This window comes from Nonomuraea sp. NPDC003201 (genome assembly GCF_053590415.1).
This window is the reverse complement of record NZ_JBSFTC010000038.1, coordinates 18,601-31,399: the sequence shown is the minus strand read 5'-3', so window position 1 is coordinate 31,399 and position 12,799 is coordinate 18,601. Positions and strand designations below refer to the sequence as shown.

13 protein-coding genes are annotated in these 12,799 nt (G+C 69.8%); 9 read left to right on the top strand and 4 right to left on the bottom strand.

Translation table 11 applies throughout. The features are described 5' to 3' along the window. Positions 1-130: 130 nt before the first annotated feature. Genes ACWDX9_RS17080 through ACWDX9_RS17065 form a run of 4 tightly spaced genes read left to right on the top strand, consistent with a single transcriptional unit; the run spans position 131 to position 3,670 of the window. Positions 131-1,099, top strand: coding sequence for an ABC transporter substrate-binding protein (locus tag ACWDX9_RS17080; RefSeq protein ID WP_449954529.1), 969 nt, complete (start codon positions 131-133; stop codon positions 1,097-1,099). Further along, positions 1,096-1,872 carry an ABC transporter permease gene (locus ACWDX9_RS17075; RefSeq protein ID WP_449954526.1) on the top strand — a complete coding sequence of 259 codons (777 nt, stop codon included), beginning with the start codon at positions 1,096-1,098 and terminating at the stop codon, positions 1,870-1,872. Before ACWDX9_RS17080 ends, ACWDX9_RS17075 begins: the two co-directional genes overlap by 4 nt. Then, complete coding sequence (locus ACWDX9_RS17070; protein ID WP_449954525.1) at positions 1,869-2,648, top strand: ABC transporter permease; 780 nt, start codon at positions 1,869-1,871, stop codon at positions 2,646-2,648. The genes ACWDX9_RS17075 and ACWDX9_RS17070 overlap by 4 nt, the downstream gene beginning before the upstream one ends. After that, positions 2,645-3,670, top strand: coding sequence for a methyltransferase (locus tag ACWDX9_RS17065; protein ID WP_449954522.1), 1,026 nt, complete (start codon positions 2,645-2,647; stop codon positions 3,668-3,670). The genes ACWDX9_RS17070 and ACWDX9_RS17065 overlap by 4 nt, the downstream gene beginning before the upstream one ends. A 35-nt stretch (positions 3,671-3,705) precedes the next feature. On the opposite strand, the gene ACWDX9_RS17060 is transcribed toward ACWDX9_RS17065, so the two are convergent. Beyond that, on the bottom strand, positions 3,706-4,350 hold the full coding sequence (locus tag ACWDX9_RS17060) for a TetR/AcrR family transcriptional regulator (RefSeq protein ID WP_449954519.1): 645 nt from the start codon (positions 4,348-4,350) through the stop codon (positions 3,706-3,708). Continuing rightward, positions 4,350-4,952 carry an NADPH-dependent FMN reductase gene (locus tag ACWDX9_RS17055; protein ID WP_449954516.1) on the bottom strand — a complete coding sequence of 201 codons (603 nt, stop codon included), beginning with the start codon at positions 4,950-4,952 and terminating at the stop codon, positions 4,350-4,352. The genes ACWDX9_RS17060 and ACWDX9_RS17055 overlap by 1 nt, the downstream gene beginning before the upstream one ends. Before the next feature lie 58 nt (positions 4,953-5,010). Between ACWDX9_RS17055 and ACWDX9_RS17050 the strand changes: the two genes are divergently transcribed. Continuing rightward, entirely contained in the window at positions 5,011-5,526 is a 516-nt protein-coding gene (locus tag ACWDX9_RS17050) for an MFS transporter (RefSeq protein WP_449954513.1), read from the top strand. After that, complete coding sequence (locus tag ACWDX9_RS17045; protein WP_449954511.1) at positions 5,526-6,116, top strand: MFS transporter; 591 nt, start codon at positions 5,526-5,528, stop codon at positions 6,114-6,116. Before ACWDX9_RS17050 ends, ACWDX9_RS17045 begins: the two co-directional genes overlap by 1 nt. On the opposite strand, the gene ACWDX9_RS17040 is transcribed toward ACWDX9_RS17045, so the two are convergent. Continuing rightward, a complete protein-coding gene (locus ACWDX9_RS17040; protein WP_449954595.1) occupies positions 6,052-7,248 on the bottom strand; it encodes an MFS transporter in 1,197 nt (398 codons plus the stop codon). The genes ACWDX9_RS17045 and ACWDX9_RS17040 overlap by 65 nt on opposite strands. Positions 7,249-7,309: 61 nt before the next feature. Between ACWDX9_RS17040 and ACWDX9_RS17035 the strand changes: the two genes are divergently transcribed. From ACWDX9_RS17035 to ACWDX9_RS17025, 3 genes are all read left to right on the top strand, one after another. After that, a complete protein-coding gene (locus ACWDX9_RS17035) occupies positions 7,310-8,344 on the top strand; it encodes a LacI family DNA-binding transcriptional regulator (RefSeq protein WP_449954508.1) in 1,035 nt (344 codons plus the stop codon). A gap of 93 nt (positions 8,345-8,437) precedes the next feature. Next, the gene (gene nhaA / locus ACWDX9_RS17030) at positions 8,438-9,724 is read left to right on the top strand and encodes a Na+/H+ antiporter NhaA (protein WP_449954505.1); all 1,287 of its coding nucleotides are present in this window, start codon (positions 8,438-8,440) and stop codon (positions 9,722-9,724) included. A gap of 228 nt (positions 9,725-9,952) precedes the next feature. Further along, positions 9,953-11,197, top strand: a complete 1,245-nt coding sequence (locus tag ACWDX9_RS17025; protein ID WP_449954502.1) for an esterase/lipase family protein — start codon at positions 9,953-9,955, stop codon at positions 11,195-11,197. A gap of 23 nt (positions 11,198-11,220) precedes the next feature. Here ACWDX9_RS17025 and ACWDX9_RS17020 read toward each other — a convergent pair whose 3' ends face one another. Continuing rightward, positions 11,221-12,783: a DUF4214 domain-containing protein gene (locus ACWDX9_RS17020; protein ID WP_449954499.1), complete on the bottom strand. Its 1,563-nt coding sequence runs from the start codon at positions 12,781-12,783 to the stop codon at positions 11,221-11,223. Between the last annotated feature and the right edge of the window lie 16 nt (positions 12,784-12,799).

The window sequence follows — 12,799 nt, the reverse complement described above, 5'->3', positions numbered from 1 at the left end:
AGAAATCCAAGAGAAACGTCATCCGTCGCGCTTCAGCATCGATCTCGCCTTCGGTAATCTTCACGCTCGGTGCCCCGGTGCCGATCACCGGAGGCTTCCTGTGTTAGGAGAACCTCAAATGACCTGCAAAGTGCGCCGTCGCACTCTCGTGCTCGGCGTTACCGCCACTCTGTTATTCACCGGCTGCGGCGGAAACGGCCAGTCGGCCGGCTCGGGCGGCAACGGCCTGGAGAAGACCACCATCAGGGTCGGCGCCATGCCGATTCCCGACCCCGTCTCCCTCTACATCGCCATCAACAAGGGCTTTTTCAAACAGGAGGGCCTGACGGTCGAGCCGGTCGCCATCGTCGGCGGCGCCGCGGCCCTTCCGCAGATCAAGAGCGGTCAGCTGGACATCACCCAGACCAACTACGTCTCGACCTTCCTGGCGGTGAGCAAGGGCGAGAAGTTCAAGCTCGTCGCGGACATGTACCAGGCCGGTCCGAACGCCTACAACATCATGGTCACGAAGGATTCGCCGATCAAGACGGTCGCGGATCTCAAGGGCAAGACCGTCCTGGTCAACAACCTCCGGAACATCGCCACGTTGGCCGTCACGACACAGCTGAAGGTGGCGGGCCTCACCGAGAACGACGTCAAATTCGCCGAGAAGCCCTTCCCCGACATGGGCAACGCGCTCCAGACCGGACAGGCCGACGCCGCCTGGATCACCGAGCCGTTCATCACCGCCAACCAGAGCAAGTTGGGCTTCCGCAAGATCGCCGACACCATGACGGGGCAGACCGAGGACCTGCCGATCGCGGGCTGGATGGCCTCCGACGACTGGGTCAGAAAGAACCCGAAGACGCTGGCCGCCTTTCAGCGAGCCATCGCCAAGGCGCAGGGCCTCGCGTCGAGCGACCGTAAGGAGATCGAGGCGATCCTGCCCAAGTACACGAAGATCGATGCGAAGACCGCTTCGGTCATCACGCTGGGCACCTTCCCGAGCGCGCTGAGCGCGAACAGGCTGCAAAAAGTCGCCGACCTCATGCTTGAGTACAAGTACCTCGAGAGTCCGATCGACGTGAAGTCGGTCATCGCGACGCCGTCGGACGGATGAGTCATTCGCGGTCGTTCCGCAGCGTCGCAGGCGTTGCGGGGTTCCTCGTCGCGGGAGAGCTGGTGATCCGGTTCGGGCTGGGCGACGGCGTGATCTTCCCCGCGCCCTCCGCCATCCTGATGGAGGCCGTGCGGCTGGCGGTCGACGGAGAGTTCCTGTTGGGAGCGCTCACGACGCTCACGAACTGGGCACTCGGCCTGCTGGTGGCGGTGGCGGTGGCGGTCCCGGCAGGCGTCCTGCTCGGCGCGCTGGCCCCGTTGGAGCGCGCCGCCCGGCCCGTACTGGAGTTCCTGCGGCCCATTCCCTCGGTCGCGGTCATCCCGCTGGCGATCCTGCTGATCCCGGTGGACGGCCTGATGAAGGTCGGCGTCATCGTGTACGCGTCCGTCTGGCCGATCCTGTTCAACACGTTGTACGGCATGCACGACGTCGACCCGCTGGCGAAGGATTCGCTGCGTAGCTTCGGATTCGGGCCGGTGGCCGTGCTCGGCAGAGTGAGCCTGCCCAGCGCCGCGCCTTTCGTCGCGACCGGTGTCCGGATCGCCTCCGGGGTCGCGCTGATCATCGCCGTCAGCGCCGAACTGTTCGCCGGTGGAACCGGGGGCCTGGGCGTCTTCGTCATCCAGGCAGGCAGCGGAAACAGGACCGACCTCGTCATGGCGGCCACACTGTGGGCCGGCCTGTTCGGCCTGCTGGCCAACGCCTCGCTGCGGGCGGCCGAGCGCCGTCTGTTCGGCTGGCACCTGGCGCGGACGGGTGCGGCGCAGACGTGAGATCACTTGCCGGGGTCCTGGTGATCCTCCCTGTCATCGCCGCCTGGGAGCTCGTCACGCGACGGCTCGGAGACACCGACTTCCCACCGCCCACGGGCATCGTCGCCCGCATGCACGAGCTGTGGTTCTCAGGCCCGGCCGCGCGCCTGTTCCTCACCGACGACGCCGTGGACAACATCCTGCCCAGCATGGGACGCATGTTCTCCGGCTGGTTGCTGGCCGCGTTCATCGGAGTGGTGGCGGGGGTGGCACTGGGACGCTCGCGGGTCGCGGCCGACTACGTGGACGCGCTGATCGAGTTCGGTCGCGCCGTTCCGCCGCCCCTGCTGCTGCCGCTGTTCCTGGCGCTGTTCCAGGCCGGCCTGGCCATGCAGCTCGCGGCGATCGTCTCCGGCGTGATCTGGCCCGTACTGCTCAATTCGATCGACGGAGCCAGGAACGTCGACCGCACCTACACCGAGACCGCCACGGTCTTCGGGCTGTCGAGACCGCAGCGGCTACGCCGGATCGTCATTCCCGCCGCCTCTCCCAAGATCTTCGCGGGCCTGCGGCTGAGCCTGTCCCTCGCGCTGATCCTCATGGTGATCTCCGAGGTGTTCGGCAGCACGAACGGCATCGGCTACCAACTGCTGGTGGCGCAGCGGAGCTTCGACACGCCCGGTGTCTGGGCGACGATCGCCCTGCTGGGCATTCTCGGTTACATCGTCAACGCGCTGTTCGTGCTCGCGGAGCGCCGGCTGCTGATCTGGCACAGGCAGGCGAACCGTACGCCATGACCTCTGGAAAAGGACACATGCCGTCATCCGACAAGCTCCTCTGGGAAGCGGTTTCCGGTATCTCCCGATTCGCTGCACTCTTGACCATGGCGGAGCTCGGCGTGGCCGATCAGCTCGCGCATGGGCCGCTCGACACCGAAGAGCTCGCCGCACGGTGCGGCGCGCACGCTCCCTCGCTCCGCCGGGTCCTGCGCGAGCTGGCGGGCATCGGAGTCGTCCGTCCGTCCGGCGCCGACCGATACGCCCTCACCGAGGAGGGCTCGGCGCTCCGCTCGGACATCCCCGGCTCGATCCGCTCCTCCATGCGCATGCTGGGCGAGGAGAGCTTCTGGTACGCCATGGGCAAACTGCCGGACACGGTACGCGAGGGCAGCTCCGCGTTCGTCACCAGGTACGGAGAGCTCTACGAGCACCTGGCCCGCCATCCCGACATCAGCCACATCTTCGACGACTACATGACCGCCAGGGCCGACGCCTTCACGCGGGGCCTGGTCACGCGTTATGACTTCACCGGCGTCGGCACCATGGTCGACGTCGCCGGAGGCAGCGGCTCGATCCTGGCCATGGTCTTGCGCGCCAATCCCGGCATGCGGGGCATCCTCCTCGATCTCGACCACGTGGTGGCCCATGCCGGGGACGTGCTGGCCGCCGAGAACCTGGCTGATCGGTGCGAGGTGGTGGCCGGGAACTTCTTCGACTCGGTGCCCTCGGGAGGGGACGTCTACCTGCTCGCCAGCGTCCTGCACAATTGGAGCGACGACGACGCCGTGCGCATTCTCCGAAATGTCCGGCACGCCATGAAACCCGGCGGGCGCGTGCTGATCCTGGAAGTGGTGCTGCCCGACGACGCGGAGCCGCATCTGGGCAAGGACCTGGACCTGCGGATGCTGGCCATCTTCAACGGCGGCTCGGAACGGAGCCGGCAGGAGTACGCGAAGCTCTTGGCCTCGGCCGATCTGGAGCTGGGAGAGGTTGTGGAGCTGGGCGCGGGAGCGAGCCTCCTCGAGGCCAAGCCCAGCTGACCCGGTCCGCATCGAGTGGCGCCTCAGGGTTCGTGCTACGCGGAGGAGGCAGCGTAACTACGGAGGAAGGCCCGCACGCCCGCGGTGACGAGCCGGTCGACCTCTTCCTGGGGAAGGGGGACGGCGCCGTAGAACGTCTGCTGGTTCACGTCGGTGATGGTCAGCAGGGTGAGGTGGGCGGCGGCGAGGTCGGCGTCGTCGAGCCGCAGCAGGCCGCGCTCGGCGATCTGCCGCAGGTACGGGGCGAGGCGCAGGTGCCCGGTCTGCGGTCCCGCCGCGATCCACGCCTGGAGGATCGGCGGCGGGATGTGGGCCGCCTCCGCCTCGATGGCCCGTACCAGGGCGAAGTGGTCGGGGAAGGCGGTGACCGCGGCGACCCTGTCGAGGGAGAAGTCGATGAGGTCCCGCTCCAGATCCACGATCTTGTGCAGGTGCCGGTCCATGATCTGCGCGATCGCGGCGGTGACCTCGTCGGCGCCCTCCAGCGCGACGGTCAGGAAGAGCTGCTCCTTGTCGGTGAAGTGCCGGTAGATCGTGCGTTTGGACACCCCCGCCTCGGCGGCGATCGCGTCCATGCCGGCCCGGGTGTAGCCGTCGCGGCCGAACACGCGGCGGGCGGCTCGGGTGATCGCCTGACGCTTCTCCGGTCGGCCGTACGGCTCGGCCTGGCGCAGGGTCATCAGCGTCCTTCCGGCTGGAAACTCCTCGATGCAGTGTAGGGGCGGCCCGCGTGCCGGCGGGCCTTGCGGGCCAGGGCGTCGAGCAGTTCCCGCAGCAGGTCGGCGGTGTAGGGGTCGGTCAGCCGGCGGTCGTCGTGGGCGAAGCGGGTGTCGCTGTAGAAGACCGTCACCTCCGGCTTGACCAGGACTTCCGCTCCCACCGAGGCCAGGATCTGGCGGAGGGCGAGCTGGGCGCGTACGGAGCCGAACGGCCCCGGCGAGGCGCCCGCGATGGCCACCGGCTTGCCGCGCAGCAGCCCTTCGGGGGCGGTGCTGACCCAGTCGATGGCGTTCTTCAGCGCCGCGGGGACGGAGGCGTTGTGCTCGGGCGTGGCGATCAGCAGCGCATCGGCCGCCGCGACACGGGCCCGCAACTCGGTGACCGGCGCCGGGGGTGCGACGGTGTCCAGGTCCTGGTTGTAGAGGGGCAACCGGCCCAGGTCGTGATCGATGTCGATCGCCAGCCCGCCGGAATGCAGCGTGCGGGCCGCGTGCAGCAGGGCCGTGTTGTGGGAGTCCGCGCGCAGGCTGCCGGACAGAGCCAGGACGTCGACCTTGTTCATGCCGGTAAGGTACACCAAGTAGTGTCACTAGGAAACTAATGGGTATACTTTGGGCCATGTGATCGCCGAATCCGTACACAAGGGACAAATCGCAGTCCGATACCTCGCTCTCCTGGCCACGCCGACCTCGCTCAGCGCCAACAGCACCACCACCGTCATCCCCGACCTGGCCCGGGCCCTGGGCGTCTCGACCGCCGACGCCACCTGGGCCGCCACAGCGTTCGGCTGGGGCGGCGTCCTCGGCGCGCCGCTCACCGCCGCGCTGCTGCGTACCCGCGGCATCCGCGCCGCCACACTCGTCAACGGCGCCCTCGTACTCCTCGGCACGCTCCTGGTGGCCGGCGCACCGACGCTGCCAATGCTGCTGGCCGGACGCGCCGCCCAGGCCGCCGGCGGAGGGGGCCTGGTCACCATCGCCATCTCCCTGGCCGGGACCGCCTCGCGAGCAGGCGCCGTCACCGCCGGCGTCGGCCTGATCGGCGCGTTCGGCCCGCTGGCCGGCTCCACCCTGTCGGCGATCTCCTGGCGGGTGCCGCCGCCACCCGTACCGACACCATCGGGATCCTGCTCGTGATGACGCTGGTCAGCGCATTCGTCCTGGTCCCGCGCCTGGAGCTGGTGGCGGTTGCCGCCGCGGCCGTTGCGGGCCTGCTGCTGACCCTGCACGTCCGCACGAAGCCTGCCGGGTTCATCCCTCATCCGGTGGTCCGCTCCCGGGCGTTCGTGACCGCGGCAGCGGTGGCGAGCACGCTGTCCACCTCCTACTTCGCCCTGCTCTACACCGTGCCCCGGCTGCTGGAACACCACTGGACGACCGGGCGGATCGGGCTGGTGACGCTCATCATGCTGGCCACCGGCTCCATCGCCTCGCTGTCGTTCACCCGGCGGGCCGCTCGGCTCGGTCCCGCCGTCACCCGATCCGTCCTGCTGACGGCGGGCGCCGCGGCCGTCGCCCTGCCGTCGCTCGCCCCGTGGCCGGTGCTCGTCGCGGCGTCCACAGCGTTCGCGGTGTTCGCCGCCACAGCGGCGATGGCCTGGTACGCGACCCGCGTCGGCGCCGTCGTACCGGACGAGCACCGGGCCACCGCCGTGAGCCTGCTCACTCTGTGCTACCAGCTCGGCGGCGCCTTCGGCCCCGCGCTGGCCATCCTCCTGCTCGCTTGAGTGCCGGCAGCGCCGGGATCGCCGCCGGCACCACGGCGGTCAGTGCGGCGATACCGAGGAACGTCCTCTGCACCCCGGTGACGTCGGCGATCAGCCCGAAGTACGCCGGGCCGGCGAGATAGCCGAGATAGGCAACCGTGGAGATGGCGGACGTGGCGCGTCCTCGTGACCCGTCGGGGACAGGTCGAAGCCCGTAGGACAGCAGGGTGGGGAAGAGCGCCGAGGTGCCGACGGCGGCGGCGATGACGCCTCCCAGGGCGAGCGGCAGCGTGGCCGCGAACGCCGTCAGCACGCCACCGGCCGTGGCGATCGCGCTTGCCACGACCAGCGTGGCGATCGGGCGGCGCAGCGTGACCGTACCGGTGGCGAAACGGGTCAGTGCCGCCGTCGTGGCGAACACCGCCGGCGCGACGGCGGCCAGCGCCGGCGAGGCGGTGAACGCGTCGGTCAGCAGGACGGCGCTCCAGGACTGGTACGCGTTCTCCGCCGCGAACGCGAACGCGCCGATCGCCCCGACCATGACCAGCGCGATCCACCCCGACATGCGACCAGGACGCGTGGCGGCACCCTCGGGTGCGGCGGCGTCATCGGCATGGGCCGGTCGCGTCGCGGTGACGACGGCCAGGCCGAGCGCCACGACCACCACCGCGCCCGCGGCGAAGTTCACCAGCAGGCTGTCCGCGATCGCGGTGAGCGCACCGGTGGCCAGGCTCGAAAGCGCGACCGTGGCGGAGAACGCCGCGTGCGAACGGGTCACGACAGGACGTCCGGTTCGCTTCTCGACCGTCGCCGCCAGCGTGTTGAGCGCCACATCGGCCGCTCCCGAACTGGCTCCCATCAACAGGATGCCGGCGCACAACGCGGCATAGTTCACCGCGGCGGCGGAGAGCACGACCCCCATGACACCCAGCAGCGCGAGCAGCACTCCGGTGACACGCAGACCGAGCGCGTCGACCAGCCGCCCGGCCAGCAGCATGGCGGGCAGAGCTCCGGCGCCGATGAAGAGCAGTACGACGCCGAACTCCGCATCGCTCACACCGGCCTGGGCTCGCAGCAGGGGCAAACTGGCACCCCACACACCCCAGAAGGCGCCGAACCCTGCGAAGCCGAGGAACGGCGCCGCGCGAAACATGCCCGCGGGGCGAGCGATCACTGTGCACACATGTGTAACGCTACACAACTAGAATGGCGCCGTGCCAACCGACCGCAGACGCGTGACACTGAAAGATGTGGCGGCTCGTGCCGGGGTGTCACCCATGACCGCCTCCTACGCCTTCACCCGGCCTGCCCGGGTCGCGACCGACACCCGCGAACGCGTGCACCGCGCCGCCGACGAGCTGGGCTATCACCCCGACGCCGTGGGCCGCGCGCTGAAATCCGGTCGAACGCATCAGATCGGGGTGGTCTTCAGCGAGCATCTGGCGTACGCCTTCGACGATCCCCAAGCAGCGCAGTTCCTGGCCGGGGTCGCGGAGGTCTGCGTCGAGGAAGGCCGGGGCCTCACGTTCATCCCCACTCGGGGCGATGCCGCCGATGCCGATCGCGTGCTGTCCGCGGCGGTCGACGGCTTCGTGCTGTGGACCACCGCAGAGGACGACCCGGTGCTGTCGGCAGTAGCCGGCGACCCCCGTCCCGCCGTCATCCAGGGCGGTCCATCGCGCCAGGGGATCGCGTGCGTCACCCAGGACGACTACCGGGCCGCGCTCGCGGTCGCCTCCCAGGGACTTCGCGAAGACCGGACGCCCGTCGTGATCTCGTTCCCGCTCGATCGCGACCGCGAGCACATGGTGACGACCGGCGCCGATCTGCCGCCACGCGCCCCGTTCCCCGTCACCGACGCCCGCCTGCGTGGCTACCGCACCGCCATCGAACAGGCCGGGCTCGACTGGACGAGCACGCCGATCGCCGTCGTGGCCCGCAACACCCAACAGGACGGCCTCGCCGCAGCCCGAGAACTCGCACCCCAGCTCACCCCCACCGCGCTCATCATCGCCATGAGCGACGAACTCGTCCTGGGAGCCCATCAGGCCCTCCAGGAGACTCACCCGGAGGCTGCCTACCTCGGCTGGGATGCCTCACCGGCCGGCCGGCGGCTCGGCATCACGTCCGTCACCAACCCGCTGCGCGATCAAGGCCGCCGCTGCGCGCACCTGGCACTCGACCCCGGCCACCCGAACGACCAAGAGATCCCGTGGACCATCACAGCCGGACGAGAGTCCGTTATGTAGCTCTTTACGTGTCCTGATACTTTATTGATAGGTGTGCCGGGAAGTCTGGTCGGCAAGTGAGCGACCCGACCCCTGCTGAAGGAGCGGAGTTCCATGCCCGGCACCAGCGCTACTCGCCTTCCCCGCCTGTTCAACCGGAGCACCTGGCCCGAAGCGCGCCGCATCGCCGACATCCTGCGCAAGGAGACCATCGGCGGGGCGCTGCTGCTCGCCGCCGCGCTCGCCGCGCTGATCTGGGCCAACTCGCCGTGGGCGCAGACCTACCAGGACCTGCGGGCCATCGAGGCCGGCCCTGCCGCGCTGCACCTGAACCTCGACCTGGCCACCTGGGCCGCGGACGGGCTGCTGGCCATCTTCTTCTTCGTGGCCGGTCTGGAGCTGAAACGGGAGTTCGTCGCCGGCGATCTGCGTGACCTGCGCCGGGCCGTGGTGCCGGTGGCCGCGGCCGTCGGCGGCGTGGTGGCGCCCGCACTGGTGTATCTGGCGGTCGCCGGCGGAACGGCGGCCAGGGGGTGGGCGATCCCGACCGCCACCGACATCGCCTTCGCGCTGGCGGTGCTCGCGGTGATCGGCCGCTCCCTGCCGGACGCGCTGCGCACGTTCCTGCTGACCCTGGCGGTGGTGGACGACCTGATCGCCATCGTCATCATCGCCACCTTCTACACCTCGCACCTGTCGGTGCTCCCGCTGCTGGCGGCCGTGGTGCCGCTGGCGATCTTCGCTGTGCTGGTACGGCGCGGAGTGCGGGCGTGGTGGCTGCTGCTACCGCCGGCGATCGCCTGCTGGGCACTGGTGCACGCCTCAGGGGTGCACGCCACCGTGGCCGGGGTGCTGCTGGCTCTGACCGTCCCCGTACTGTCCCGGACACCGCCGGGCGGCACGGAGGAACCGGGCCTGGCCGAACGTTTCGAGCACCGGTTCCGCCCGCTGTCCGCCGGCGTGGCCGTGCCTGTGTTCGCGTTCTTCTCCGCCGGGGTCAGCCTCAGCGGGCCGGCAGGAGCGTTGAGTGACCCCGTGGCGATGGGGATCGTGGCCGGGCTGCTGGTCGGCAAGCCGGTCGGGATCCTGACCGCCACCTGGCTGGTGGCCCGCTTCACCCGCGCCACTCTGGACGAAGGGCTGGCCTGGATCGACATGGCCGGGCTGGCCGTCCTGGGCGGCATCGGGTTCACCGTGTCGCTGCTGATCGGGGAGCTGGCGTTCGGCACGGGCGAGGCCGACGCGCGGTTCAAGATCGCGGTCCTGGCCGGTTCCCTGACCTCGGCCCTGCTGGCCACGGTGATCCTTCGGCTGCGCGCCCGCGTCTACCGGCGCATCCACCGGTCCGAGACCGCCGACTCCGACCATGACGGGATCCCCGATCTCTACCAGCGGCCCTAGCTACCCTTGGCTGCCCTCCGCAGGTGTGCCGCACGCACACGTCCGGTGCGGCAAAGGTGTGGCGGGCGGCACTGGAACGGCCGCGGCGCGCAAGTGACGATGGCGGGCGGTCTCGGGGTTGCCGACCGACTCAGGGAGCACTCATGCCCGACACGCGCCATCCCACGATCCTGCTCGCCGCGCGCGTTGCCGCCGCGGTCACCGAAATCCCGTAGACAGGAGGCCCACATGCGTTGCTTATGGACGGTCGCGGTGATGCTGACCGCACTGCTGGTACCGACCGCGGCCCATGCCGCGACCCCCTCGTACCTGACGCTGGAAGCCACGTACGCCAACGTCGCGAACGGTTGGTCCGCGGTGGAGCGGTATCTGGACACCACGTCCGGATTCACCCAAGAGAGCTACCCGCCGGACGGCCGCGGAGATCAGGACGGCCAGCGGCTGAGCTTCTTCGGCGGCGTCAAGCGGCCGTTCTCGGGCCGTTTCCTGCTGTACCACGCACCCGGTTGGAACTCCAACCCCAAGACCACTCCGGTGCTGCTGGTCCACGGCGCCAACGACAATCCGGACCGGGCGTGGGCCAATCCCGGCGAGTCGGGCGGCTTCGGCTGCGGCGCCATAAGCTGCCCGAGCACCGGCCTGATGCAGCACCTGTCGAACGCCGGATACCGGGTCTTCGCCATCGGGTTCGCGCACAAGGAAGGCGACAACCTGATGCAGGCCCAGGAGGTCGGCGACGCGATCGCGATCATCAAGGCCAAGCTCGGTGTGTCCGCTGTGGATCTGGTGGGCTGGAGCAAGGGTGAGATGTCGGCGCGGATGTACGTGTCGTCGGTCAAGCCGAGCTGGGGCCGTTCGTACGCCGGCGACGTGCGCAAGCTCATCACGCTCGGCGGCCCGAACGCAGGCTACGACTATCCGTTCGCGCACGGCTGGGCGCACGACTTCTCGATCTGGCCGGAGTGCGGCGGCAGCGTCAACTCCCCCGCGCCGCACACGTACATGACCTGCTACGGCATCTACGCCAACCATCCGGAGTTCTCGTTCGTACCCGCCGGCGGGTTCGACTGCTATCCCGGGCAGCGGCAGATGCTGGCGCGCTTCGACGGCACCTACGGCATCGACCAGACGCAGCAGGACTGGTACACCACGTACTACGGCGGGCAGGGCTTCTACACCTCCGGGCCCGGCATCCAGGCCGCGATCAACGCGGGCTCGCTGATCTCGCGAATCCAGCAGGCGGGCGTGCCGGCGTCGGTGGCGACGTACCTGCTGGCCGGCGGGTCGCCCAGCGTCGTGGGCATCTACAACGAGAACCGTGGGCCCAGCGACGGCGTGGTGTTCGTCAGCAGCGCGCTGTCCAAGGTGGGCATCGGTACGGTGGCCGGCACCGCGCTGATCGCCGGTGCCAACCATCTCCAACTCGGCTGGTACCCCGCGGTCGAGTCGCAGGTCGCGAGCTGGCTCGGCTGACAGGACCAGACCTCCTGGGGGATTCAGTGGCCTATGCAGCCTCCCCCGGAGGGGTTGGTGAAGTCGACCGGCGTGGCGCCGGGCTGGAAGTCGCCGTCCTGGGCGTGCCCCTCCTGGTCCACGCCGAAGTTCACGTGCGGGCAGGAGCTGATCGCCCGCACCGACAGCCGCAGGTCGTTGCCCTGGACGGTGGCGCGGTTCATGCCGCCGACCGCGATCCCGGTGCCGACGACCGCCGTCAGGCCGTTGGTGGTGTTGTCGCGTACCGACACGCCGGCGCCGTCGTCGGCGCGCTCGCCGAACCACATCCGGGTCCCGGCCGCGATGCCGATGTCGGCGTGCGTGTCCGGGCCGGTCCAGAAGGCGTTCCCCGACACGGTCGCGCCGGTGAAGTCGTGCGTCACGTCCCCGCCGTACAGGGGGTCCACGACGATCGCCCCGTACGCCGCGTTGCCGGCGTTCAGCACGACATTGCCCCGCACGCTCGATCGCTGGGTCGCCGGGCTCGAACGGAACAGCACGATCCCCACGTCCGTCGCGTCCACGATCCCGTTACCCTCGATGACGGCGTTCTCGCAGGAGACGGAGATGCCGTCGGTCCAGCGGCCCGCGCCGTCGTGCATCACATGCTCCGACGAGTACGCGGTGACAAGGTTGCCGCTGATCACGGCCCTCGGGCACGGCCGATTGTCGCCGCTGCCGAGCGCCAGCAGACTGCTCCAACCCCGGCTGTCGGAGATCTTCGAGCCGCTGACCTCGGTGCCGTCGCCGCCCATGAGCTGGACGTTGACGGCGTTCAAGGTGAAGTTCGTGTACGCGCCGCGCTGGCCGTCCACCCAGACGCCGCGCAGGCGGGCGCCGCTCTGCAGCCGCACGACCGGCTCGCCGAAGGAGGAAGCGCGCACCAGGCGCCCCTGCCGGGCATACTCGCGGGGCGACGGCGTCCCGGTGGTGGCCAGCGTACGACCAGGGGGTATGACCAGCATCGCACCGACCCGCACCACCGCCCTCTCCGCCAGGTACACCGTGCCGCCCTCGGGCGTGGCGTCCAGCAGCGCCTGCAGCTGCTCGCCCGTGCCGCCCGCGAACCCGGTCCCCTTGGGGGTGAGCGTCAGCGCGGGCGCGGTGCCGTAGTGGTAGCTCGTGGACGGGCCGCAGATGGTCGCGGCGAGCGAGGCCAGTTCGCCGCTGGAGACGATCGCGTCGACGATCTGCGGCCAGCTCCGCGCGCCGCCGGTCAGCAGCCCGGTGAAGTGGTCGAACCCGCTCCGGTCGGGCTCGCGGTTGAGCGCGCCCCGGTAGAGCGCCAGGACGCGCTCCTCGGCGTCGTAGTTCAGGGCCATGAACTCGGCCGAGGTGTAGAAACCCCCCGCGAAATCTCTGACGCGGTCCGGCGTGCAGCCCTTGGCGGCGAAGTCGGCGACCGCCGCGGACCAGCCGCTGGGGTCGGGCATCCTGCCCAGAGCCTCGCTGTACAGCTTGGCGAAGAACTGGGCCGGGACCTTGCCCGCCGCCGTCGCGGGCGTCGCTCCCACCGACAGGCACGTCGAGAGGAAGGCCAATACAGCGCAGATCGTACGTCTCACGGCGTCGAAAGCTACC

What these genes read in the sequence shown, in the direction of transcription:
- ACWDX9_RS17040 (WP_449954595.1), bottom strand. Translation starts at nt 7,248, where the DNA reads ATGTTTCGCGCGGCGCCGTTCCTCGGCTTCGCAGGGTTCGGCGCCTTC.
- ACWDX9_RS17060 (WP_449954519.1), bottom strand. Translation starts at nt 4,350, where the DNA reads ATGACCCTGCGCCAGGCCGAGCCGTACGGCCGACCGGAGAAGCGTCAG.
- ACWDX9_RS17025 (WP_449954502.1), top strand. Translation starts at nt 9,953, where the DNA reads ATGCGTTGCTTATGGACGGTCGCGGTGATGCTGACCGCACTGCTGGTA.
- ACWDX9_RS17065 (WP_449954522.1), top strand. Translation starts at nt 2,645, where the DNA reads ATGACCTCTGGAAAAGGACACATGCCGTCATCCGACAAGCTCCTCTGG.
- ACWDX9_RS17045 (WP_449954511.1), top strand. Translation starts at nt 5,526, where the DNA reads ATGACGCTGGTCAGCGCATTCGTCCTGGTCCCGCGCCTGGAGCTGGTG.
- ACWDX9_RS17075 (WP_449954526.1), top strand. Translation starts at nt 1,096, where the DNA reads ATGAGTCATTCGCGGTCGTTCCGCAGCGTCGCAGGCGTTGCGGGGTTC.
- nhaA (WP_449954505.1), top strand. Translation starts at nt 8,438, where the DNA reads ATGCCCGGCACCAGCGCTACTCGCCTTCCCCGCCTGTTCAACCGGAGC.
- ACWDX9_RS17055 (WP_449954516.1), bottom strand. Translation starts at nt 4,952, where the DNA reads ATGAACAAGGTCGACGTCCTGGCTCTGTCCGGCAGCCTGCGCGCGGAC.